The organism is Streptomyces canus (assembly GCF_001514145.1).
In the GTDB taxonomy this organism is placed as follows: domain Bacteria; phylum Actinomycetota; class Actinomycetes; order Streptomycetales; family Streptomycetaceae; genus Streptomyces; species Streptomyces canus.
The window spans coordinates 183300-204014 of record NZ_KQ948666.1 but is presented as its reverse complement, the minus strand read 5'-3'; the positions used below and the strand labels follow the sequence as shown (position 1 = coordinate 204014).

Here is a 20715-nt window from a genome sequence, read left to right as displayed (position 1 = left end):
CTCCGTAGTCGAAGGAGACCTCACCGTCGACCTTGATGCCGAAGGTCTTCGCCTCGCGCGTGAAGAGGTGCGCGAGCTCGGCATTGCGCAGCAGGGCCTTGGTGGGGATACAGCCCACGTTCAGACAGACGCCGCCCCAGTACTTCTCCTCGACGACCGCGACCCGCTTGCCCAGTTGAGCGGCCCGGATCGCGGCAACGTACCCGCCGGGGCCCGCGCCGAGTACGACGACGTCGAAGTGCTCACCCTGCTCGTCCATGGACGGCTTCCTCCCGATCGAACAACCTGATCATCAAACTCGACAGCGGCGGCATCCGCCACCACCTGCCGCCGAGGGCTGTGGACGACGAGTGAGGTGACCCACATGGTGCACCACCTCGGCAGCAGTTCCCCGGACGTCCGCTTCAGCGCCCGGGCGCCGTGATCTATGCCCGCTCCGCCATCATCGACGGCGGAACGACGCCCCGTCGACTTCGTGTACTCCTGCCTCGGCGGCAAGGGGCCTGAGCGTGTCGAGGCCGAAGGGGGCGACCGAGCCGTGCGCGGACGGTATCTGGCTGTGCCGCGCGGGCGGCGATCTGCACGGGGCGCGCCCACCGACCGAACCGACCCGAGGCCCACCTCAACGCTCTCCAGCTGGGGGAAGACCTCCGGCAGACCCAGATGCTCCGCGCCGCGGACGGTCGTGGCGGTACGCTTCACTCCGCCGTAGGGGAAGGTACGCACCCGCTCGGCGGCGCGCTCGTCGACCGCCCTCGGTCGCCATGGCCTCTCACTACCGACCCGCCTCGGTCGCCATGGCCCGTCGCTACCGGGCCGCCTCGTCCTCGATGTCGCGGACCAGGTCGATGGCCCGGCCCAGGATGGCGAGGGGGGCGTCAAGGGTCTCGCCGGCGGGACAGAAACGAACCGTGTCGACACCGGCCTCGCGCCACACGCGCAGCCGCTCGCGCACCATGTCCTCGGTGCCGATCAGTGGGCGGCTCAGCCGGTTGCGGCGGGGCCGCCCCTCAGCCTGTCGTCCGCCCAGGTATGCCCGGTCATTTGGCACCGGCGACACCGGGGCATGCTCACCGGCTCGCGTCACCGGCCAGGAAGGGCCGCAGATGCGCCAGCAGGGCCTCCGGCCGCTCCTCCGGGATGAAGTGGCCGCACTCCGGGATCTCGGCACCGGTGACGTCGTCCCCGTAGCCACGCCAGATCTCCAACGTCGGCAGGCGGGCAGGCAGCCCCGCGGAACCCCACAGCGCCAGCAACGGCATGGTCAGGCGTCGGCCTCCGGCGGCGTCGATGTCGTCGAGAGCGGTGTCCTCCTCCAGAGCGCGGTAGTCGTCGAGGCTCGCGCGCAGGGCGCCCGGGCGGGAGAACGCACGGACGTAACCGTCGACCGCGTCGGCCGTGAGTCCATGGCGGTTGTAGGTCCACCGCTCGAAGAAGTACTCGAGATACCCGCGGATGTCGCGTCCCACGAGGCGCTCGGGCAGATCGGGCTGCATGTGGAACAGCCAGTGCCAGTAACCGGAGGCGAGTGAGGCGTCCAGGCGGCGGAACATCTCCCGGGTGGGAACGATGTCGAGCACGGCCAGCCGCTCCACCTGGTCCGGGCGGTCCAGCGCCCAGCGGTGCCCCACGCGAGCGCCGCGGTCGTGGCCCACGACCATGGCCCTCTCGAAGCCGAGCGCCTCGACGAGGCCCGCGATGTCGGCGGCCATCCGCCGCTTGTCGTATCCCGTGGTGGGCTTGTCGCTCAGGCCGTATCCGCGCAGGTCCGGCGCAACGACGGTGTAGTCGGCGGCGAGATCCGCCAGTACCGGCCGCCAGCAGTCGGAGGTCTGCGGCCAGCCGTGGAGCAGGACGAGCAGAGGTCCGGCCCCGGCTCGGACGTAATGCAGGCGGACCCCGTCCACCTGGGTCACACCGGTCGTGACTGTCGGCTGTCCCATGCGTGCGCCTTTCTGACGTGAGCTTTCTGGAGTCGATCTCGGGTATCGAAGGTCTGGGACTGGCTGACGGGTCTGCCCGGACTTCGCCGATACCCTCCGAAGCCGGTGGAGAACCCCTGCGGTGGAGACCCTCCGAGGACCGGACGACCTGACGGGCCGGCTCCGGGAGGCCCTTCCGCTCGCACCGGGACCACCGCCCGCCACGGCAGCAGTTCTCATGTCCGCCCGGGCGCTCGGTGAGAGCGTCGACCGGGCCGTACTGGCGGTCGCCGAAGGCCGACTGCCCACATACGGCGATGTAACGCTGCTCAACCGGTCGGCAGCGGCGGCCCCCGGACCCGCCCTGCAACTCGTCATCGCCGACGACCGCCTGGAGCCCGCCGGTCCCCGGCCCTTAGCCGCCGAACCCGCACTCGCCCTGGCGCTCATCGCCCAGGACGCCGTCGACCTGCTTCTGTCCGCCGAGATCGGACGCGTACGCGGCTGTGGAGCGGATCTCCGCGCTCTGCGCTTCCTGGACCGCTCCCAAGCCCGCAACCACCGATGGTGCTCCATGTCCCGCTGCGGAACCGCACCAAGATCCGCCTCCATCAGGCGCGCTCACGGCAGAGCGACCCGACGACGGAAGACAGACCGAAGTGCCCTCGGCTCACTCGGGCGACCTCACCCGAAAAGCCGGGCCGGGGACGCTCTCGATGTCCTTCGCCTGCACCGGATGGCCGTGTTCGCAGCGGATCTGGACGTCGACGTGCGCACCGCACTCGCGATGCCGCGCCAGGACCGCCGGGCCCTCCGGGTCGGCACGGTAGCGGTCGCCCCACTGCAGCAGCCCCATCACGGCCGGCACCAGGTCCATCCCCTTGGCCGTGATCACATACTTCGGCCGGCTTCGCGAGCCCGGCTCCTTGTAGGTCTCGGTCGCCAGGATCCCTTCCTCGACCAGCATCCGAAGCCGTGCCGCGAGGAGGTTACGAGGACAGCCGAGGACCCGTTCGAACTCACTGAAGCGGGAGGAGCCGTACCAGACCTCACGCAAGATCAGGATCGTCCACTTCTCCCCCACGACCTCAAGGGTCCGCGCGATCGAGCAGTTCGACGTGTCCCGGTCGAGCCGGGGATCCATGCCGGTGTCTTGGAGAACTTCGGTCCACGCATCCATGTGAGCGATTCTAACCGTTTGAGTTTACTTTCAGAGACTCAGCCGCCCCGGGGCAAGCACTACCTCGGGTCGAAAGCCCCGCACGACCTTCCCTGTGGCGCGCTACGCCAAGGAGCACAAGCAGGTCACGCAGGTGCGGATCATCGAGAAGGCCAGGCACCGATTGCTCACCAACGGAGCGTTCCGACCGGCCCGGCACCGGATGCTCCTACGCCGCGCTGCTCGACGAGATCGGCCGCCGGCCGGACGGCACCACCAGGCGTACACCGCCTGGTGCCCGCGGATCCGCAGTCCGCTCGCGGCAGAGCCACCGCGCTCTCACCAACCGCCAGTTCCTCGACAAGGCTCTCGAGCGGGGAATCGAGAACGCCCCCAAGTTCATCGACCGAGGGGCGCTACCGCGCCGCGACAATTGCGGCGGTTGGAGGGCGGCCTCCGGCGAGCGGCGCGCGAAGGCATCGAGCCGAGCCCGGAGGCGACCTTCGGGGCATTCGGCTATGACCGCTCCCGGCCAAATGCGCCACCCGCCCGCCCCTGACACCCACTACCGCTCGAGGAAGTCGAGGGCTTCCCTCACGAACTGCTCGTGGAACTGGAAGATGCCTCCGTGCCCGGCGTCGGGGTAGACGACCAGGTCGGCGTTCGGCAGTCGCCGTTCGAACGAGTTCTTCGTCGGCACCATCCTGTCGTTGTCACCGTTGGCGACGAACACGGGCTGATGGATGACGGAGAGGTCCTGGGGCTGCGCGAGCCCCCAGCGGTGGATGGCCTTGAGCTGGGCGAGTAGGACGTGAGGGAGATCGCCTTGTCGCGGTCCTGGGTCCGCTCCTTGAGCCGGGCCAGGAACTGCTTTCCGGCTCGCCGCCCACCCGCGGTGCGGGTGAAGAAGAGGAACTGCTTCGGGTCCTGGAGAGTGAACAGGGCCCGGACGGTGTCGAGATGGGACAGTCGGGTCACCTTCTTGATGCCCTCGCCGCCCGCGGGCCCGGTGCCCGTGAGGATCAGCCTACGGACGAGCTGCGGTTCGTTCTGCGGACCAGGCAGAGCGGACCCTGCGCACCTGGGCCAATCGCGTAGCCCTGCCGGAGGAGGAGACCGAGCGTCTGCGCAGTCAGCTGAACGAGGTCTTCGACGACGTGCAGGAGGCGATCGTCAAGGTCGGCGAGGGTGAGTGGCAGAACATCACCCCCGACACGAGCACTGATCCGGTCATCACGGAACTGGAGCCCGCGCTCGGCGGCCGGGTCGGCGCTCCGCTGAGTCCGAAGGACCACGACAAGGCGATCGCGGAGGGCATGCGCCGCGTCGAGAAGCGGCTGCCTCCGGGCTACATGGACAAGACGAAGGAGGGTGTGGGAGCCGCGGCCGACTATCTCGTGTGGGAGCAGATCCTCCAGGAGGCCGGCCGCCGCCAGTGCGACGTGCTGTTCGTGACGGCGGACGTCAAGGAGGACTGGTGGCGCAAGGAGCAGGGCTTCAACCGCGGGCCCCGGCCTGAACTGACCGAGGAGCTCAGGACACGGGGCGGCGGGCGGCTTTTCATGCTCACACCCAAGCGGTTCCTGGAGGTCGCCGCGCCGATCCTGGAGTTCGGTCTCCGGGAGGGGTCCGTCGAGGACATCGAACGCGTCGAGCGAATCGGGACCGACGACGGAACCTACGGGGGCTGGACGACCGACGCGCTCCAGGAACTCTTCGACCGGCTGACCTACGAGAACTACGAGGACCGGGTCGCCGTCATCAAGTACGCCGCCGAGATGGACGGTGTCGCGGACGCCAAGAGTGTCTACGACATCTGTCACTACCCCGAGGGCCGCTCCCTCAGAGGCTTCACCAAGCCGGTCACACGCATTACCGGCCTGCTCCGGAGCCTGGGAAAGATCCCGGAGTCGGCCGTCCAGGTCCTGAAGGCCGAATACGACGCGGGTCCCGGCCCCGCGTCCGGCTTCTCCGTCCACCCCCTCCTCGTACCGCTCGTCAACGAGCTGGGAGACGAGGACGAGTCGTGACCGCCTGCCGGGCATCTCACGGCACGTAAGCAGTCGGCAAAGCCGCGTTGTTATCCTCCGCGCCGTGCCTCATTCAGCAGCGCGGGAGATGCGCTCTCCGATCCTTTCGATCCACCCATACGTACCGGCCATCGAGCAACAGGGCGATGTGATCTGCTCCATGGCCTCGCGCGGCGACTGCGACCACAAGCTCGTCGCGGAAGTGCGACCCAAGTTCAGCGACGGCACCTCTCCCCGCTGGCGGGTGTGCGGCGAGTGGCTGACCAGCCACCCGTCAGCCATCACCCACATCACCACGAACGGTTTCCAGGAGCCCGCCGTCCCTTGACGGGTCAGTGCCGGAGCCCTGCAGCGGCGACTACGCCGACCGATACACGGCCTGGTCCGGGTCCGGCCTCACGATCAGACCGTCGTTGGCGAGCTCGCGCAGGTTGTGGCGGGCTTCCTTGCCTGCGGCTGCGTCGTTCGCCGGCCGGTACCCGGCGACTCGTAGGGCCAGTACGGCACGTTCGGTGTCCCAGGTGCCTCCCAGCGCCTGGATCACTGCGGCGAGTGCCTGCTTGTGCGTCAGCGGCTTCTCAGTCATCTCACCCTCACCTTCCGAAAACCGCCACAGCATGACACACGGCAGCAGGGCTCATCCTGGCCGGATCAGCTCAGAAGCGGAAACCGAAGAGACCGCCCACGCGATGACGCTCAGCAAGATCTCCTGAGCGCCACCGGGCGCCGCTCAGGCGTCCGCCACGAACTCCACGAACAGCGCCCAGCTGGCATCGTGCCAGCCACCTGACTCGCACACAGGAAACAGGAAGTTGACCAACCTCGCCCCGCATGGGTAACGGCACTCGCCCTCCGGCATCATGGCCCCCATGACAAACGACGGGGTGGATGTACCCACAGCAGCGGCCGAGTTCGACCGGACCGCCGTGGCGGACACCGAGTCGGTTGCCGAGGACGAGCGCAAGCAGGTGCTGTCCCAGTTTCCGTTGGAGGAATGGGCGGAGCTGCCGCTGGAGCGCTACGCGCTCGGGCAGGCCGCACCGCCCGGGTCGGGGCCGACGTACTGCCGGCTGCTGGAGTTCCTCACCCCGAATCTGGGCAGCATCAGGGGCGGCAGTGCCGCGAAACACATCATGTACCACCACAACTCGGGCGAATGGCGGCTGGCTGCTCCGCTGAGGGGTATGGACCCGCAGGACGCCTGGGCGGAACTGCGCGGACAGTTCGTCCGGGCCTTCGACGCCGTCGGGGCGGGAGACTTCGAGGCTTTGGACGACCTCGAAGTGCTGCGGTACGGGCCGACGTTGGTGACGAAGTCCCTGGCGACCTACTTCCCACAGCACTTCCTGCCGATCTACGCGGCCGAGCATCTGCGGACGTTCGTCACGCTGCTCGGCGGCGAGGCGCAGGCTGGTGTCCCTGCCTCGCGCACGAACCGGCAGCTGCGCGAACTCGTGCAGAGCCGTGCGGAGTTCGAGGGCTGGACGGGACGGGAGGTGATGCGCTTCCTGTACAAGCACTTCAATCCCCGGCAACGTGCCATCTGGAAGATCGCCCCCGGCGAGCGCGGCCGTCTGTGGGACGAGTGCCGGGACGGCGAGTTCATCTGTGTCGGGTGGGACGAGCTCGGCGACCTCGGCCAGTACCAGAGCGACACCGAACTGAAGCAGGCCCTGGACGCGCACTGGCCGCGCAGCAGTGGCGGCAGTCTGACCGTCGCCCGCCGGCTGCTGGCCTTCCGGGACCTGGAGGCGGGAGACCGGGTCGTCGCCAACCGCGGGATGGACGAGGTCCTGGCCACCGGCCGGGTCGACGGGAACTACCGCTACGCCCCAGACCGGCCGGAGTTCCATCACGTCGTCCCGGTGACCTGGGACCTCTCCCACGCGCAGAAACTGTCCAAGCCCCAGCATGGTTGGCGGTCCACCTTCGCCAAGGTCGACCCGTCCCTCTTCGCCAGGTTCACCGCACACAGCGCCGACTCCGGCTCCGCCTCCCTCTCGGGTGCGGGCCAGGCACAGGCGAGCGCGCCTGTCGCGCTGCCCGAGGACGTGCAAACCGTGCTGGACGCACTGGAGCGCAAGGGGCAGGTGATCCTGCACGGGCCGCCCGGTACGGGCAAGACCCGGCTCGCGCTCGGCGCCGCCCTCGCCCTGGACGGCCGCGCGGACGTGCTCGGTGCCGACGCCCGCCAACGTGCCGAGGCGCAGGCCGAGATGCTGCACGGTGACCGTGTCCGCATGGTCACCTTCCATCCCTCCTACGGCTACGAGGACTTCGTCGAGGGCTTCAAGCCGGACCTGAGCACCACCGGCCCGGGGCTCACCCTCGCCCTCGCGGACGGCCTGTTCCACAGCCTGTGCAGCCGGGCGGCCGCCTCTCCCGACCATAAATTCTTGCTGGTCATCGACGAGATCAACCGCGGTGACCTGCCGCGGATCTTCGGCGAGTTGATCACGCTTCTCGAACTCGACAAGCGGAACTTGCCGGTCGCCCTACCCGTCAGCAAGCGCCGCTTCTCCGTACCGCCGAACGTCCGGGTCATCGGCACGATGAACACCGCCGACCGGAGCATCAGCCACCTGGACGCCGCGGTCCGCCGCCGCTTCGCCTTCCTGCCCGTGGGCCCGGACCCGGACGCGGTTTCCGGGACCGTCGGCCCCCTGGACCTGGCCGCGTTCTTCGAGTCCCTCAACACCCGCATCGCCCGCCATCTCGACGCCGACCACCAGATCGGGCACGCCTACCTGCTGCGCGACGGTGAGCCGATCGCCACCGAGGAGGATCTGGCCGCGGCCTTCCACCACGAGGTGATCCCGCTCCTGGAGGACTACTGCCTCGGCCGGGCGGAACTGCTGCATCGCATCCTCGGCGGCCTGGTCGACGCCGAGACCGGGCGTCCGCTCCTCATGCCCCCGCAGGATTTGGCAGACGCGCTGGCGACCGAGTTCACCAGCGGCGGTCCCGGCCCGGATGCCTGACCGCACCCCGGTCCAGCTCGGCGAGTACGAGTCCGCCCCGCTGGAGCCAGATCAACTCACTCCCCGGGACATCAACCGCCTGCACACCCTCCAGGCACGGGGCTGCCTCACCCTGACCAGGGAGCGCACCGGGTGGCGGCTCAAGGCGGACGCGACCGTCGGAGTCCTGGTCCTGGACCGTGTCCGCGTGGTCATCTCACCCAAGTTCGCCATTCCGGGAGAGCAGCTCATGAGCTGGCTCGCCTACGCCCTCGGCACGCCCGTCCCGGCGACGGCCAGGCGGTGGGCCACCGGCCCTGACGGTTACGCCGACCTGGTCGCCGCCGCCCTGCTCGAACAGTGCGAGCGACTGTTGCGGGAGGGACTGCGCCGGGACTACGTACGCCGCCGGAGCGTCGAACCGGTGCTCCGGGGACGCCTGGACGTCGCCGCCCAGGCCACCCGCCGCTACGGGCAACTGGACCAGGTGCACGTCCGCACCTTCGACCGGGAAGCGGATATCGAGGACAACCGCGTTATGGGGAGCGCGCTGAAGGCAGCGCTCGGCCTGACCACCAGTCCGGACCTGGCGCGTGCCCTGCACGCCGCCGCCGGCGCCTTTCCACAGTCCCCGACTCCGGCCGCGGCGCTCCAGGCTCTGGACCGCACCCACTACACACGCCTGAACGCCCGCTACCGCCCCGCCCACACGTGGGCCCGCCTGCTGCTGCGCGGTGGCGGCGTGACCGACCTGCTCACCGACCACGGCACCACGGCGGACGGTCTCCTGCTCGTCATGCCCGCGCTCTGGGAAGCCGTCGTCCGTCGTCTCGGCACCGAGGCCGTCAGCCCGCACGGAGGCCACGCCGTGCCTGGCGGAAGCGGCGTCGGCATCACAGTCCGCGGAGACCTGGGCAGCGCGTCGACGTTCCGGCCCGATCTCCTGCTCAGCCTTCCAGGACCTCCAGGACACGTCCCGGCACAGCGCACGCTGCTGCCCGTGGACGCCAAGTACAAGCGCTACGACCGTCACGGCGTGAACGCGGCCGACGTCCACCAGCTCCTCACCTACAGCAGCGGCTACGCGTCCGCCGACGCCCCGACGGCCGTCATCGTCCATCCCCAGCCGGGCGGTCACGCACAGCGAACCCTCCAGGTACGCGGCCCCCAAGGCCTGTTGGGCATCATCCACGTCCTTGGTGTCGACACCCGCACCACGCCCGAGCAGGCAACGGCGTGGATCGGCTCGGCGCTGCGCTGACCACCACGCATTGCCGGCGCGGCGGCAGCAGCAGCCCCGGGACGGTGAATCGTCTACGAGACGGTCTGCTCGGTGACTCGGGCGGCCCAGCTCATCTCCGTCGGGACCTCACACATACCCCGAAATCCACAGCTGGCCGACCCGGCTTTCCTCATACCCCGAACGGTAGCCCCGCCCATGTAGAACGAGTAGTACAGTGGACGGATGAGTGACAACGCGGAGGTCCCGCTGAGGGAGCTCAACCAGCAGACATCGCGCGTCCTGGCCCGAGTGGCGGCTGGGGAGACAGTGACCATCACCAAGGACGGCGTCCCGATAGGAGACATCGTGCCCCGCGGTGCGCTGACGGGCCGACCCGCGTACCCGTTCCGCACCGATCCCATGGGCGACCTGGACATCCCGGACCTGGGCGGCCCCGTCCTCGACGACGAGGAGATCGAGGCGACGCTACGAGGGATGGGCGAAGATGCGACAGGTGGGACCGATGTCTGACATCCCGGTCGCCATCGCCGACACGAACGCCCTGTACCGACTGTTCACGCCGAAGGACCCTCGCCACTCCGCTCACCGGGAAGCTCTCGCACAAACAGGGCACCTCGTGGTCTCGCCCATGGTGCTCACCGAACTGGACTACCTGCTGACCTCACGGATCGGCACCAAGGCCGCCATGAACGCGCTGGACTTCATCACCGGCCAGGCGGAGGCCCGCCGGTTCGAGATCCCCGACACGGCACCACACCTGAGAAGCGCCATGGCGGTGATGCGCGGGTACATCGACGCGGACGGCGGTGCGGGAGTGGGTCTGGCAGACGCGATGAACGTTGCCCTGGCGGCGGCCTTTCAGACGGCCGACATCTTCACGACGGACGGCCACTTTCGCATGATGCGGCCACTGACCGGGCAGCCCGCCTTCCGGCTGCTGCCCGACGACCTCTGACAGCCGATCGAGCGGCGAGACGGTGCGGGCCGGCGTCTCCGCCGGCCCGCGACCCTCTGTGTCACCACGCTACATGTGGCTTCAGTTGGTGAGTTGTGCCGCTTGGCCCTCTTCGTCGAAGGCCAGACCACCGATGTCGGCGTCCCGCCCGTCGGCGACCCCTTGCCAGTAGCCAGTGCCCTTGAACTTGGTCGGACGCGTCTTGTTCAGTTTCGGGTACTGGGCGGCGAGGCGCGCCTCGACCACCGTCGTCCGGTCGGCGAGAACCAGAGCGACGCTACGGCCGCCCGATCCCTCTCCTTCCGCTTCGACTCCCTGTTCGGCGGCGGCTCTCGCGGCCCGCTGGGCGGCGCCGATCCGTGCGGTCACCTCGCGGATGAAGCCGAGCATCCAGGAACGCTTGTAGGCACGCGCGTCCTCGCCTTCCGGGCGGTGCCGACGGTCCGCACGGTCAGCCCCGTCCAGCATCTGAAGCCGGAGGCTGGCGAACAGCACCTCAGTCGCCTGCAGGTCGGCCTCGAAGCCGAAGAGGTGGACGCGGTGCCGGTTGTTCTTGCCACCGGGGTACACGGACCGGCAGCGCATCTCGTAGCCGATCCTGGCGAGCAGCCGACGCCCCTCCTTGACATAGGGCGGATACAGATCGACGATCCGGTCCACGGGCCGCTCGGGCTCTGCCACGTCGTCGAGCATGGCCTGCTCGATGCCGTACTTGGCCATGAGCTCGGTGGCCTTGGCCAGGTAGACGCGGGCCTCTTCCTCGGTGGCCCCGACGTTCTCCGCCTTCCGCAGCAGTGACCTGACCTTGCTGAGGAGCGCTTCGGGCAGCCCGTCATGCGCGGGCCGGGGTCGGGACGGGGGCGTACTGGCGTCGGGCGACGTACGGTCGTCGTCGGCGCGCATCCGGTCTTCCGCGGCGTCGCTCCCGTCCGTGCCGTCTTCGTCCTCCCGGGCGATCACGTCAGCCAAGTCCTCCGGGTCGGGCACCAGCTCCGACAGCACCTCGAGCGCCCAACGCCGCCAGGCGACGGTGTCCTCCTCGCGGACCCGAGCCCGCACCGAGCGAAGTTGCTGGAAGCGCCCATCCCCTCGCGGCAACAGGAACTCCAGCCGTGCGTGGCCGAGTTGGGCGACCGCCAGCAATGCGCACAGATCGAACGCGCTGTCTGGGGCGTATTCGATCTCGATGCCGGGTTCCGGGTACCACTCCTCGTGCTCCTCCGCCGGGCCCCCGAATCCGAACAGGTCGGACAACAGGCTCTGGGTCGCCGCGCCGGTCCTGACCCGCACGACGGACGTCGACGGCTTCCCGGAGTAGGCCAGCGCGGCCGCCCGCTCCTCCCGAGAGGTGACGATGCGGTACCAGACGGGGACCGTGCCGAGCATGCCGTGCCAGGTGGTCTCGCCCTGTTCATGGCGTTCCCGCGCCTGCTCTTCGATGTCCGCGCTGAGCCGCTCATCCCGCCAGGACTCCTCGCCGGGCTGTTCCTGCGCGTCGAGGAACGCGTCCAGATAATCGGCGGCGGAGCGCCGCGCACCGTGTCTGCTGTCGCCGAGCAAGGCCCGCTCGCACGCGGAGAGGGCGTCGACGACCGGCTGGAGCACGAGCGACATGTATCTTTTTACGGCTTCGGACAGCTCCGCCAGGAACGCCCGGGTGGCCTCCGACCCCGTGGACTGATGTGTGCGGCGCCACGCTTCGAGCTGTTCGACGCAGGCCTGCTGCTCAGCCAGCCACACCAGGTGCTCCGCGCCCTGAAGGTGCTCCTCCCGCAGCAGCACCGCATCGTGGACCGCGGCGGCCGTGCGGGGCGCGTTCAGCACAGCTTGCGCCAGAAGCCTCAGCGGCTCCGGCTCACCGGCGAAGAACTGGGAGGGCGTGAGAAGTTGCCTGCCGTGTCGGCGCGGCATCGACTCCGGACGGTCGATCTCACCGTTCCACGGTATCTCCGCCGACCAGCGCGCCCGCCACCCCGCGAAGTCCCTGGCCGGGTCGCCCGTTCGCGGCTGCACCCGCCTCCATCGCCACAGCAGCATCTCCTCCCAGCCCTCGGCGTTCCAGGACCACAGAGCCGGTTCGCCGCTCGCCGCGAGCCGGGACCGCAGTTCTCGTACCGCCCCCTCGAGATCGTGGAGGTGTCCACCGGGAATCAACCGCTCCATCCAGCCGACGGTTTCGGCCACGGACTGGGCCCGCGCCTCGTCCGCCGCGACCCGGGCGACCGTCACCGCAGCGACCAGTGTCGAGGCACCGAGATCGGTGGGAAGCAACTTGTACAGCCGAGGTCCAGCGGTCTCTAACACTGCGGCGAGATCCCCAGCCCTGATCTCCAGCCAGTTCTCGCGCCTCTGGCGGAACTCTTTCTCCGGCAGCCCGTCCGTACCGCTCATTGCCATGTGATCCCCTCCCCGATGCGAAAGGACATCCTAGAAAGCTGGGCGCTGGCCAAGGGGACCGGGTTGATGTCAGTGGTGACCAGTACGCTGCAGGCAAGATCGGACCAGCAGGTGTGAGGGGGAACTGCCATGGCCGACGATGATCCGGAGTTCCGGCTGAGGTTGCCGAACGGCAAGATGATCGCCCGGGGGCGGCTGCTCACGGATAAGGGTGCGAAAGGAAGTCGGAAGTTCGTCGTGTTGGCCGGGTCTCCGGTCCGCTCCAACACCGTGCCCTCGTTCGCTGCGCGGAAGCCGCCGTCGTACTACACACGGCAGCAGCTGATCGACACAGGGGTGATCCGCAGGTCCGACCGCTGGCCCGGATGTCTGGAGACCACATCGGACATCGAGTGCACCTCTCCGTCGGCAGCCGCCGAAATCCTCATGGGGTGCAGTGTCAACGGGTGGGGCGTGTGGAAGTCCCCCGACGGCCGCTCGCTCATCGAGTATCTCGGACAATCGTCGGCCGTTCCCAACCGTCCGTGGCTGGTGCGCGGTTCGAACGTCACCGGCCTCGACCTGGTCCGGCGCCTGTGGATCCCGGAAGGACTAGTCACCCTCGCCGCCTCCCGCCTGCGCCAGGGTGTCCAGCAGGGCATCGCCAAGGACGAGCTGCGCACCCTGGTCAGGGAGGACTACGAGTCCACGGCCACGTACAGCCAGCAGCAACAACTCGTCGAGGATTTGCACGCCTTCCTGACCGGGATGACACCGTGTGCACCATCTCCGGCGGCCACTTGTACGTCGGTGAGGTCACCGGCGAGCCGGAGCAGACGCAGTCGGAGGATCGGCGCTCCAACCTGCGCCGGCCGGTGGAGTGGCAGCCGACCGGGCACGCGTACGACGAACTTCCGGAGGAGCTCCAGCAGAAGCTGTCCATCCAGCACGACGTCGTCGACCTGACGTCGGTCCAGGCCCACATCGAGGGCCTCGGCCTGACCGACGAGGAACTGGTCGAGGAGGCGGAGGCCATAGAGCGGGACCCCAGCATGGAGATCCCGGCGATCACCGCCCGCCGCGAGTTGGAACACCGGGACACCGGCCTTCGGGCCGAGGTCGCGGTAGGCGAAAGGTCACTCCCCCGGCGGTGAGGGTGCGGGTGGGCGCCTTCCTGTACGACGTCACCACATCGCCTCGTACTCCTTGTGCGTCGCTCACGGCCGTGCCCTTCTGCGTGGGTTCCGGACTGCGACTGCGGTCCGGTCCGGACGACGACAGAAGGCCGACAGGGGTCGTAACCCTGTCCGGTTGAACCCCTCAGCAGCACGCCGACTATTGAATTATGGCCGTAATTCAATTCGTTCCGCAAGGGGTGCGTCACGCATGAGGTCACACTTCCGGGGCGCATCGCCTGCCGACCGGGCCGTACGCCGCGCCCCAGCATCAGCCGACGCGACCGGCGCCGGCACGGACACCACGGGACGCAGAGCACAGGGGCGACGCCGTCGAAGAGCCCGCGAAGCATGACACGCACGGAACAACGGGTACCGCTTGCAGCCCGCCGACCAGCCGCTTAGAATGATGAGCGTAATTTAACCTGCGTGCCACCAACGAGGCCAACGTCGAGCATCGTGCACGGCGCCCCATACATGTGCACTGTCACTGTCGCGGCCATACGAATCAGAGCATTTCCAACGCGGGGAAGCCCGGGGCGAACAGCACACTCGTCGACTTGCTGCACCTACATGAAAGACCTGGCCATGAGCGCACCGCGAAATTCTCCGTCCCCCTCACGATCGTCGTACAAGAACGCGCCGACCCGCTCCGTGTCCGTCGACGGGGTGGACTTCGCCTACCGTGAGCTCGGCCCCGAGGACGGCGTGCCGCTGGTCCTCCTGATCCACCTGGCCGGAAACCTGGACAACTGGGACCCGGGCATCGTCGACGGACTGGCCGCACGACGCCGGGTGATCACCTTCGGGAACCGCGGGGTGGGCGGGTCGGGCGGGTCCACGCCGGACACGATCGAAGGGATGGCCCGCGACGCGGTGCGGTTCATCCGCGCCCTCGGCTTCGACCAGGTCGATGTGTTCGGTCTGTCGATGGGCGGCTTCGTCGCACAGGTCATCGCGGCGGAAGAACCGCACCTTGTCCGCAAGCTCATCCTCGCGGGCACCGGCCCCGCCGGCGGCCCTGGCATCGACAAGGTCCCGGCCCTGGCTGTGCAGGCCACGATCAAGGGCGCGCTGACCCGCCAGGATCCGAAGCTCTCCCTCTTCTTCACCGACACCGCGAGCGGCCGGAGCGCAGGACGCGCCTTCCTACGGCGACTGGAGCAGCGTACGGACAACCGCGACAAGGACATCTCGCTGACGTCGGTCCGCGCCCAGATGAAGGCCATCAAACGATGGGGTCGCCAGGCACCGTCAGACCTGTCGGCAGTGCGCCGACCGGTGCTCGTGGCAAACGGCGAGAACGACAGGATGGTGCCCAGCCCGAACACCATCGACCTGGCCGCTCGCCTGCCCAGAAGCGAGCTCGTCCCCCTCTATCCCGATGCCGGTCATGGGGGGATCTTCCAGTACCACGAGGACTTCGTCGCAAGGGCGCTCGAGTTCCTCGAGTCCTGAGCTTGATCGGCTGCCCTTGGAGCGGGCCCGCATGCGCCGCTCCGATGCCCGGACAGACGCGTGCCGGGAGGTCCGGCGGCTCTGGAGCGACTGCCGCGAGGTCTACCTGAGCCGCACCGAGCCCACAACGAGACGCTCCACGACGCTGAAGGACAGCTACGAGACCGCTGATCTGCGGTCGGACCGATCTCAGGGATCACGTGCCCGAACTGGACACCCCGACGCGGTACGACGGCTGCGTTCCGCGGGTGCGGTGGTCATCGGCAAGACCGACATGCCCACGGGGACCCGGGACGTCCAGCCGGACAACCCGGTGTGCGGGACATGGACCGATGCGGGCGCACCAGGGTCGTAGCGCGACCACTACGACCCGGTGGCCGTCAGAACGTCGTGTCGTCGTGGGCAGAGGCCTCGGGCACGTCCTGCACGGCGTCCCAGTGCTCGACGATCTTTCCGTCCCTGACCCGGAAGAGGTCGAGGACCGCCCGGCCGCACTCGCCCTGGGTGTCGACGTGGTGGCCGTGGACGGCCACCACGTCGCCCTCGGCGATGACCCGCTTCGGCTCCACACTCAGCTACGGGAACTGCTCCAAGTACGCGCCCAGTTCGGCCTTCGCGCCTGCCACGCCGTCAGGATGTTCGGGTGGTGCTGGTGAATCTCGGGGGCCACGTAAGTGTCGGGGAAGATGTCGAAGGCGGCGGTCCCGCAGGCACCAGGGGCCGGGACGACGTTGGAGTGCAGGAGGACCAGGTCGCCCTCGGAGACGACCCGCTTGATGTCGTACGTGGTGTCCGGGTACTGCCGACGCCCAGGCGGCACCGAACGCCTTGAGCGCCTCGGAGCCGTCGGGGGCGAGGGGGTTGTGCTGGATGTAGTCCGGCCCTACGTGGCGGTCGTGTCGCCTTCATCGAAGAGGGCGCCCGAGGGTTTGCGCTCCTTTACACGGTCATCACGATCTTGCCGGTGGTGCGGCCGGTCTCCCCGAGGGCATGGGCCTTGGCGGCCTCGGCGAGCGGGAAGGTGGCTTCGATGTGGACGCGCAGGGCGCCGGTTTCGACGAGGTCGGCGATGGCTTGCATGCCGGCGCGGTCGGCCTCGACGAGGAGGGCCTCGTAGCGGATGCCCCGTTGGGCGATGTCGGCCAGCTCGTCGGGGTCGATGGGTACCGGAAGGATCGAGACGAGGGTGCCGCCCGGGCGCAGCACGGCGAGGGAGCGGGCGCGGGCGGCGGTGTCCACTGAGATCGGGTCGAGGACCACGTCGATGTCCTTGGTGACCTCGGTGAAGTCGACCGCGTGGTAGTCGATGGCCTCGTCCACTCCCAGAGAACGCAGGAAGTCGTGCTTGGCGGCGCTGGCGGTGCCGATGACGTACGCGCCGCGGGACTTGGCGATCTGGACGGCGAGATGGCCGACGCCGCCGGCCGCCGCGTGGATGAAGACGCGCTGCCCGGGCTGGACATCGGCCGTGTCGACAAGGGCCTGGTAGGCGGTCAGGGCGGCGAGCGGAAGGGCACCGGCCTGGACGTGATCGATACCGGCGGGCTTGTGGACGAAGGCGCGGGTGGGGCCGGTCACGTACTGGGCGTGGGAGCCGACGCCGTGGGGGTAGGGCAGCATGCCGAAAACCTCGTCGCCCGGCTTGAACAGGGTGACGCCGGTGCCGACGGCCTCGACGACTCCGGAGACGTCCCAGCCCAGGATGAGCGGCAGGCCCTGGACGCTCATGGGCTGGGCGCGGTTCCACCAGTCGGTCGGGTTGACGCCGGCTGCGCGGACGGCGATCAGGATCTCACTCAACCCCGGTTCGGGCCGGGGCACTTCGACCTCCTTGAGTACCTCGGGAGAACCGTGGGTGTCCTGACGGATGGCGCGCATGCTGGGGGTATCGGAGTTCGTCATCCATCCAGCGTCGCGGCCTGCCACCCCCGGGCGCCACGGCATGAATGCCACCTTTCAACGGGATCACGCCATGGCCTACGTTCGTCGATTCATCACGTCGACCGTGATCGCGGCGGCAGGAGTGCGGGTCCGATACGCTGGCACAAATTATGCCTTTCGACGGGATCACGCCATGGCCTCCCTTCACCGAGTCGTCGTCCTGGCCGTGGACGGCGTCTACCCCTTCGAACTGGGCATTCCCAGCCGGGTCTTCGAGGCGGCGGACGGTCGCTACGAGGTCCTCACCTGCAGCGTCGACGGCCGCCCCGTCCGCACCAACTCCGACTTCTCGATCACCGTCGAGCACGGCCCGGAGGCCCTGCGCACCGCCGACACCGTCGTCATCCCGCCCTTCACCCCCACCACCGTCACGACGGAAGTACCGCAAGCCGTGGTGGAGTCGCTCGCTTTCGTCACCGCCGGCACGCGTCTCGTATCCATCTGTACCGGCGCCTTCGTTCTCGCCGCGGCCCGTCTCCTCGACGGTCGGCCGGCCACCACACACTGGATGGTCGCGGACCTCTTCCGCGCATGCTTCCCACAGGTCGCGCTCGATCCGGACGTCCTGTTCATCGACGACGGAGACGTACTGACCTCGGCCGGTGCGGCTTCCGGGCTGGACGTCTGCCTGCACATCATCCGCAAGGACCACGGCAGTGAAGTCGCCAACCAGGTGGCCCGCCGGTGCGTCGTCCCTCCGTGGCGGGACGGAGGACAGGCGCAGTACATCCAGCACCCGGTGCCCGAGGTCACGGCCAGCGGAACGGCCACCGCCCGCCAGTGGGCGCTGGAGAACCTCCACGAGCCCATGACGCTGACGGATCTCGCCGAGCACTCCCACATGAGCCTGCGCACCTTCGCCCGCCGCTTCACCGAAGAGGTGGGCATGAGCCCGGGACGCTGGCTGATCCAGCAGCGCGTCGACCGGGCACGGCACCTCCTGGAAACCACCGACCAGCCGGTGGACGAGATCGCCGGCCAAGTCGGCTTCGCCGGCGGCACATCACTGCGCGAACACCTGCATGCCGCCATCGGCATCTCACCGCTCGCCTACCGGCGCACCTTCCGCGGCGCCCTGTCCCCCGCACACTGAGAACCACCGCACACGGCACCCTGCTGCCTCAAAGTCAGGCGGGCCAGTTGTCCGCCAGGATGCGTTCCACGGTTCGTCGACCCATCCGGCTCATGGCCGGGTTGCTTTCGACGTAGTACCAGACCAGCCCCATCGCTTGAGCGAAAGCCCAAGCCTTGCCTCGCTCCCATTCGAGGTCGTCGCTGCCCAGGTGATCTCGGAGCACCTGCCGCGGCTCGGCCTCGAGCAGATGCCACGCACTCACAAGATCCAGCGAAGGGTCAGCCGGCCCGAAGCCGCCCACGTCGAGAACCCCCGCAAGCCGACCGGCGGACACGAGCACGTTGCCAGGAATCAGATCGCAATGGGCCATGGCGTCCTCGGTTGCACCTCGCGGCAGATCACGGAACGTTGCCCAGATACGGCGCAGCCGAGGGACATCCAAGAGATGCTCACTGTTTCCGAAACACGTCTCCATCCACGCGTCATGGGACCGCAGGTCGCCTCCTCGGCCTGTGCCGGCGAACGTGCGGCCACGCGTGTCGATCGCGCGCAGTTCGCCGATGAGATCGGCCAAGTCACGGGCGAACGCAGACGATTGGCCCGGGTCCTCGTCGGCTGCCACGACGCCGGGCAGCCACGTCTGCACCGCCCACGGAAGCGGATAGCCTGCCCCGGGTTCCCCGAGCGCGACCGGCTCGGGCGTGGGGAAACGCGTGCGACCTGCCAGCTCGCGAGCCGCTTCCGCTTCGCACTCCAGCCAGCGCCGCGTCGACTCGACGTCTGCGGACTCGAGAGGGAACCGGGCCGCGAACCGATCGCCGATACGGAAGACGGCGTTGACCGTACCCTGCCCCGCGATGCTCCTGATCGGCAGGCTCCGCCACTCAGGAAACTGCTGCTCCACCAATATGCGCACTGTCTCAGGCGACACGGTCAGCTGATTGGCGTGCATCTTCATGGGGGAAGCATTCGCGTCGCGATCTTCAGCTGCAACCCATTTCCGTCGCGCAGCGTTTGTCGCCGCATGCGGCTCGCACCGGGCAGCTCTCCCGACCGTGACCTTGCCCGTAGCGGCTCAGGGCGCGGGGAGTGGAAAGAGCATGCAGCTGCTGGTGGCGTGGGCGAGCAGACGATCCGCCTCATCGACCAAATGAGCCTGGGCGAGAGCGGTTTGGCGTCCTCTGCTGACGACCGTACCGATGGCGCGGACCTTGCCGGTGTCCACGGTGATCCGCCGGAGGAACTTCACGGTGAGATCAAGCGAGGTGTACGCCGTGCCCTGCGGCAGGGTCGACTGGACCGCCCCGCCGGCCGCCGAGTCGAGCAGGGTGGCGTAGACCCCTCCGTGCACACTGCCGAGGGAGTTGTAGTGCTCCTCGCCCGGTATCACCGAGAAGACCACGCGGCCCTCCTCCACTTCCTCGAGGGCGAAGTCCAGAGCGGCTATGAGGGGCGGTGGGGGCAGGCGTCCCTCGAGCAGGTCGCGCAGCACCTCCACGCCCGGGACGCGTCCTGCGGTTGCTCCCACTATCGCGGGGTCCTGCCATTCATACGTACGCGTCCGTCCCACGCCCTCGCCTCTCCACCTGGGTTCGCGGAATGAACCTAGCCATGACCCTCCTGACTGTCAATGATGAAGTCAGGAGGCGAAGGCGGACCGAAGCAGCCGGTCCGCGCGCGGAAGGGCGTCAGCCGCGCTGCCAGGAGTCCAGCAGGGCGAGGGCGTTGTCCACTCCTTGATCGAGCAGCTCGTTGGCGAGCCGGCTGTCGGTCAAGGCGCGGGAGAGCTGCAGCGTCCCGGCCATCAGGCCGAGGAGGCTGAGTGCCATCACCCGTGCGGAGGCGGGAGCCTCGGGCGCCATGCGGGCGGCGATGCCCTCGATCAGGATCAGCACACCGTCGGTGTACGCCTGCTTGGTCGTCTCGGTGCAGCGCCCGATCTCGTCGAGCAGAGCGGCGTTCGGGCAGCCGTCGCCGAGCATTTCACGGTGCTGGGGCGAGAGATAACCCCGCACAATCTGCTCGAGTCCGGCACGGCCAGGCTCGGCCAGCGCGACGACGCTCTCGGCCTGCGCCTTCAACTGATCGGCGATTGCCGTGGTGACGAGGTCACCCTTGGATGCGAAGTGAGCATAGAAGGCACCATTGGTCAGGCCCGCATCCTTCATGAGAGTCGAGACCCCGGAGCCGTCGATCCCGTCTTGCTTGAACCGGCGGCCCGCCGTCTCGATGATCCGCCGCCTCGTCTCCGCCTTGTGCTCTTTTCCGTACCGCACCACGCCACACACCCCTTCGCCGGCCGGAAGGCCCGGTTGCCCTTCACCGACTTAGCGAGTCTATGGTATTGCAAACGTAATCCAAAGAGTCGGCAGCGGGCGACGGGCCAGCGTGGAGCTTTCATCACCGAGGGCGCTCGACGGC

The 20715-nt window shown here is 68.6% G+C and carries 21 protein-coding genes and 4 pseudogenes; 12 read left to right on the top strand and 13 right to left on the bottom strand.

The features are described from left to right. From AQJ46_RS31625 to AQJ46_RS31620, 3 genes and pseudogenes are all read right to left on the bottom strand, one after another. On the bottom strand, positions 1–259 hold a 259-nt coding region (locus AQJ46_RS31625), incomplete at its 3' end, for an FAD-dependent oxidoreductase (protein WP_159064080.1). A gap of 549 nt (positions 260–808) precedes the next feature. After that, positions 809–988 (bottom strand): annotated as a pseudogene (locus AQJ46_RS52685) (F420-dependent methylene-tetrahydromethanopterin reductase); the annotation flags it as partial. A gap of 82 nt (positions 989–1070) precedes the next feature. After that, complete coding sequence (locus AQJ46_RS31620; RefSeq protein WP_059208808.1) at positions 1071–1943, bottom strand: alpha/beta fold hydrolase; 873 nt, start codon at positions 1941–1943, stop codon at positions 1071–1073. Positions 1944–2064: 121 nt separating this feature from the next. Here AQJ46_RS31620 and AQJ46_RS58515 point away from each other — a divergent pair. Further along, positions 2065–2481: pseudogene (locus AQJ46_RS58515) on the top strand (ABATE domain-containing protein); the annotation flags it as partial. 111 nt (positions 2482–2592) lie between these two features. Here the strand turns inward: AQJ46_RS58515 and AQJ46_RS31615 are convergent. Together AQJ46_RS31615 and AQJ46_RS56595 are read right to left on the bottom strand one after the other, a co-directional pair. Next, positions 2593–3066 (bottom strand): winged helix-turn-helix transcriptional regulator, encoded by a 474-nt coding sequence (locus AQJ46_RS31615; RefSeq protein WP_057615038.1) that lies wholly within the window; start codon positions 3064–3066, stop codon positions 2593–2595. A gap of 580 nt (positions 3067–3646) precedes the next feature. Then, on the bottom strand, positions 3647–3814 hold the full coding sequence (locus tag AQJ46_RS56595) for an alpha/beta fold hydrolase (protein WP_208617013.1): 168 nt from the start codon (positions 3812–3814) through the stop codon (positions 3647–3649). A 334-nt stretch (positions 3815–4148) separates the two neighbouring features. On the opposite strand from AQJ46_RS56595, the pseudogene AQJ46_RS31605 reads away from it, so the two are divergent. Both AQJ46_RS31605 and AQJ46_RS31600 read left to right on the top strand, forming a co-directional pair. Continuing rightward, a pseudogene (locus AQJ46_RS31605) lies at positions 4149–5111 on the top strand (PIN-like domain-containing protein); the annotation flags it as partial. 64 nt (positions 5112–5175) lie between these two features. Further along, complete coding sequence (locus AQJ46_RS31600; protein WP_159064079.1) at positions 5176–5439, top strand: hypothetical protein; 264 nt, start codon at positions 5176–5178, stop codon at positions 5437–5439. Between the two features lie 30 nt (positions 5440–5469). On the opposite strand, the gene AQJ46_RS31595 is transcribed toward AQJ46_RS31600, so the two are convergent. Continuing rightward, entirely contained in the window at positions 5470–5697 is a 228-nt protein-coding gene (locus AQJ46_RS31595) for a hypothetical protein (protein WP_208617012.1), read from the bottom strand. Positions 5698–5980: 283 nt separating this feature from the next. Between AQJ46_RS31595 and AQJ46_RS31590 the strand changes: the two genes are divergently transcribed. The 4 genes from AQJ46_RS31590 to AQJ46_RS31575 all read left to right on the top strand — a co-directional run bounded on the left by AQJ46_RS31590 (position 5981) and on the right by AQJ46_RS31575 (position 10269). Continuing rightward, on the top strand, positions 5981–8092 hold the full coding sequence (locus tag AQJ46_RS31590) for an AAA family ATPase (protein ID WP_059208804.1): 2112 nt from the start codon (positions 5981–5983) through the stop codon (positions 8090–8092). Further along, on the top strand, positions 8085–9332 hold the full coding sequence (locus AQJ46_RS31585; protein WP_059208803.1) for an McrC family protein: 1248 nt from the start codon (positions 8085–8087) through the stop codon (positions 9330–9332). The genes AQJ46_RS31590 and AQJ46_RS31585 overlap by 8 nt, the downstream gene beginning before the upstream one ends. Before the next feature lie 204 nt (positions 9333–9536). Next, the gene (locus AQJ46_RS31580; RefSeq protein WP_059208802.1) at positions 9537–9824 is read left to right on the top strand and encodes a type II toxin-antitoxin system Phd/YefM family antitoxin; all 288 of its coding nucleotides are present in this window, start codon (positions 9537–9539) and stop codon (positions 9822–9824) included. Further along, positions 9817–10269 carry a PIN domain-containing protein gene (locus AQJ46_RS31575; protein WP_059208801.1) on the top strand — a complete coding sequence of 151 codons (453 nt, stop codon included), beginning with the start codon at positions 9817–9819 and terminating at the stop codon, positions 10267–10269. The genes AQJ46_RS31580 and AQJ46_RS31575 overlap by 8 nt, the downstream gene beginning before the upstream one ends. An 81-nt stretch (positions 10270–10350) precedes the next feature. Here the strand turns inward: AQJ46_RS31575 and AQJ46_RS52675 are convergent, their stop codons facing one another. Then, positions 10351–12666, bottom strand: a complete 2316-nt coding sequence (locus AQJ46_RS52675; RefSeq protein ID WP_107117369.1) for a DUF2786 domain-containing protein — start codon at positions 12664–12666, stop codon at positions 10351–10353. Between the two features lie 129 nt (positions 12667–12795). Here AQJ46_RS52675 and AQJ46_RS57425 point away from each other — a divergent pair. The 4 genes and pseudogenes from AQJ46_RS57425 to AQJ46_RS54470 form a co-directional block, all read left to right on the top strand. After that, positions 12796–13089 (top strand): annotated as a pseudogene (locus AQJ46_RS57425) (DUF4357 domain-containing protein); the annotation flags it as partial. A gap of 332 nt (positions 13090–13421) precedes the next feature. Then, entirely contained in the window at positions 13422–13799 is a 378-nt protein-coding gene (locus tag AQJ46_RS57420) for a hypothetical protein (protein ID WP_059208799.1), read from the top strand. 609 nt (positions 13800–14408) lie between these two features. Beyond that, positions 14409–15278, top strand: a complete 870-nt coding sequence (locus tag AQJ46_RS31560; RefSeq protein ID WP_059208798.1) for an alpha/beta fold hydrolase — start codon at positions 14409–14411, stop codon at positions 15276–15278. A gap of 31 nt (positions 15279–15309) precedes the next feature. Next, entirely contained in the window at positions 15310–15633 is a 324-nt protein-coding gene (locus AQJ46_RS54470; RefSeq protein ID WP_208617011.1) for an amidase family protein, read from the top strand. A gap of 25 nt (positions 15634–15658) precedes the next feature. Here AQJ46_RS54470 and AQJ46_RS57415 read toward each other — a convergent pair whose 3' ends face one another. The 3 genes from AQJ46_RS57415 to AQJ46_RS31545 all read right to left on the bottom strand — a co-directional run bounded on the left by AQJ46_RS57415 (position 15659) and on the right by AQJ46_RS31545 (position 17156). Next, positions 15659–15847, bottom strand: a complete 189-nt coding sequence (locus AQJ46_RS57415; RefSeq protein WP_059208797.1) for a nuclear transport factor 2 family protein — start codon at positions 15845–15847, stop codon at positions 15659–15661. Positions 15848–15849: 2 nt separating this feature from the next. Further along, positions 15850–16098, bottom strand: a complete 249-nt coding sequence (locus AQJ46_RS57410) for a hypothetical protein (protein ID WP_059208796.1) — start codon at positions 16096–16098, stop codon at positions 15850–15852. A 119-nt stretch (positions 16099–16217) separates the two neighbouring features. Continuing rightward, positions 16218–17156, bottom strand: coding sequence for an NADP-dependent oxidoreductase (locus tag AQJ46_RS31545; RefSeq protein ID WP_208617016.1), 939 nt, complete (start codon positions 17154–17156; stop codon positions 16218–16220). Between the two features lie 196 nt (positions 17157–17352). Here AQJ46_RS31545 and AQJ46_RS31540 point away from each other — a divergent pair, with 196 nt between their 5' ends. Further along, a complete protein-coding gene (locus AQJ46_RS31540; RefSeq protein WP_059208794.1) occupies positions 17353–18312 on the top strand; it encodes a GlxA family transcriptional regulator in 960 nt (319 codons plus the stop codon). 34 nt (positions 18313–18346) lie between these two features. On the opposite strand, the gene AQJ46_RS31535 is transcribed toward AQJ46_RS31540, so the two are convergent. The 3 genes from AQJ46_RS31535 to AQJ46_RS31525 form a co-directional block, all read right to left on the bottom strand. Continuing rightward, positions 18347–19252: an aminoglycoside phosphotransferase family protein gene (locus AQJ46_RS31535; RefSeq protein WP_059208793.1), complete on the bottom strand. Its 906-nt coding sequence runs from the start codon at positions 19250–19252 to the stop codon at positions 18347–18349. A gap of 117 nt (positions 19253–19369) precedes the next feature. After that, positions 19370–19864 carry a PaaI family thioesterase gene (locus AQJ46_RS31530; protein WP_059208792.1) on the bottom strand — a complete coding sequence of 165 codons (495 nt, stop codon included), beginning with the start codon at positions 19862–19864 and terminating at the stop codon, positions 19370–19372. Between the two features lie 118 nt (positions 19865–19982). Beyond that, entirely contained in the window at positions 19983–20573 is a 591-nt protein-coding gene (locus AQJ46_RS31525; protein ID WP_059208791.1) for a TetR/AcrR family transcriptional regulator, read from the bottom strand. Positions 20574–20715: the final 142 nt, after the last annotated feature.

Bases quoted from the DNA above. Each gene is read 5' to 3' on its own strand.
- AQJ46_RS52675 (WP_107117369.1), bottom strand. From the start codon at position 12,666: ATGGCAATGAGCGGTACGGACGGGCTGCCGGAGAAAGAGTTCCGCCAG.
- AQJ46_RS31580 (WP_059208802.1), top strand. From the start codon at position 9,537: ATGAGTGACAACGCGGAGGTCCCGCTGAGGGAGCTCAACCAGCAGACA.
- AQJ46_RS31590 (WP_059208804.1), top strand. From the start codon at position 5,981: ATGACAAACGACGGGGTGGATGTACCCACAGCAGCGGCCGAGTTCGAC.
- AQJ46_RS31585 (WP_059208803.1), top strand. From the start codon at position 8,085: ATGCCTGACCGCACCCCGGTCCAGCTCGGCGAGTACGAGTCCGCCCCG.
- AQJ46_RS31545 (WP_208617016.1), bottom strand. From the start codon at position 17,156: ATGCGCGCCATCCGTCAGGACACCCACGGTTCTCCCGAGGTACTCAAG.
- AQJ46_RS54470 (WP_208617011.1), top strand. From the start codon at position 15,310: ATGCGCCGCTCCGATGCCCGGACAGACGCGTGCCGGGAGGTCCGGCGG.
- AQJ46_RS31620 (WP_059208808.1), bottom strand. From the start codon at position 1,943: ATGGGACAGCCGACAGTCACGACCGGTGTGACCCAGGTGGACGGGGTC.
- AQJ46_RS31540 (WP_059208794.1), top strand. From the start codon at position 17,353: ATGGCCTCCCTTCACCGAGTCGTCGTCCTGGCCGTGGACGGCGTCTAC.
- AQJ46_RS31595 (WP_208617012.1), bottom strand. From the start codon at position 5,697: ATGACTGAGAAGCCGCTGACGCACAAGCAGGCACTCGCCGCAGTGATC.
- AQJ46_RS31615 (WP_057615038.1), bottom strand. From the start codon at position 3,066: ATGGATCCCCGGCTCGACCGGGACACGTCGAACTGCTCGATCGCGCGG.
- AQJ46_RS31535 (WP_059208793.1), bottom strand. From the start codon at position 19,252: ATGAAGATGCACGCCAATCAGCTGACCGTGTCGCCTGAGACAGTGCGC.
- AQJ46_RS31575 (WP_059208801.1), top strand. From the start codon at position 9,817: ATGTCTGACATCCCGGTCGCCATCGCCGACACGAACGCCCTGTACCGA.
- AQJ46_RS31560 (WP_059208798.1), top strand. From the start codon at position 14,409: ATGAGCGCACCGCGAAATTCTCCGTCCCCCTCACGATCGTCGTACAAG.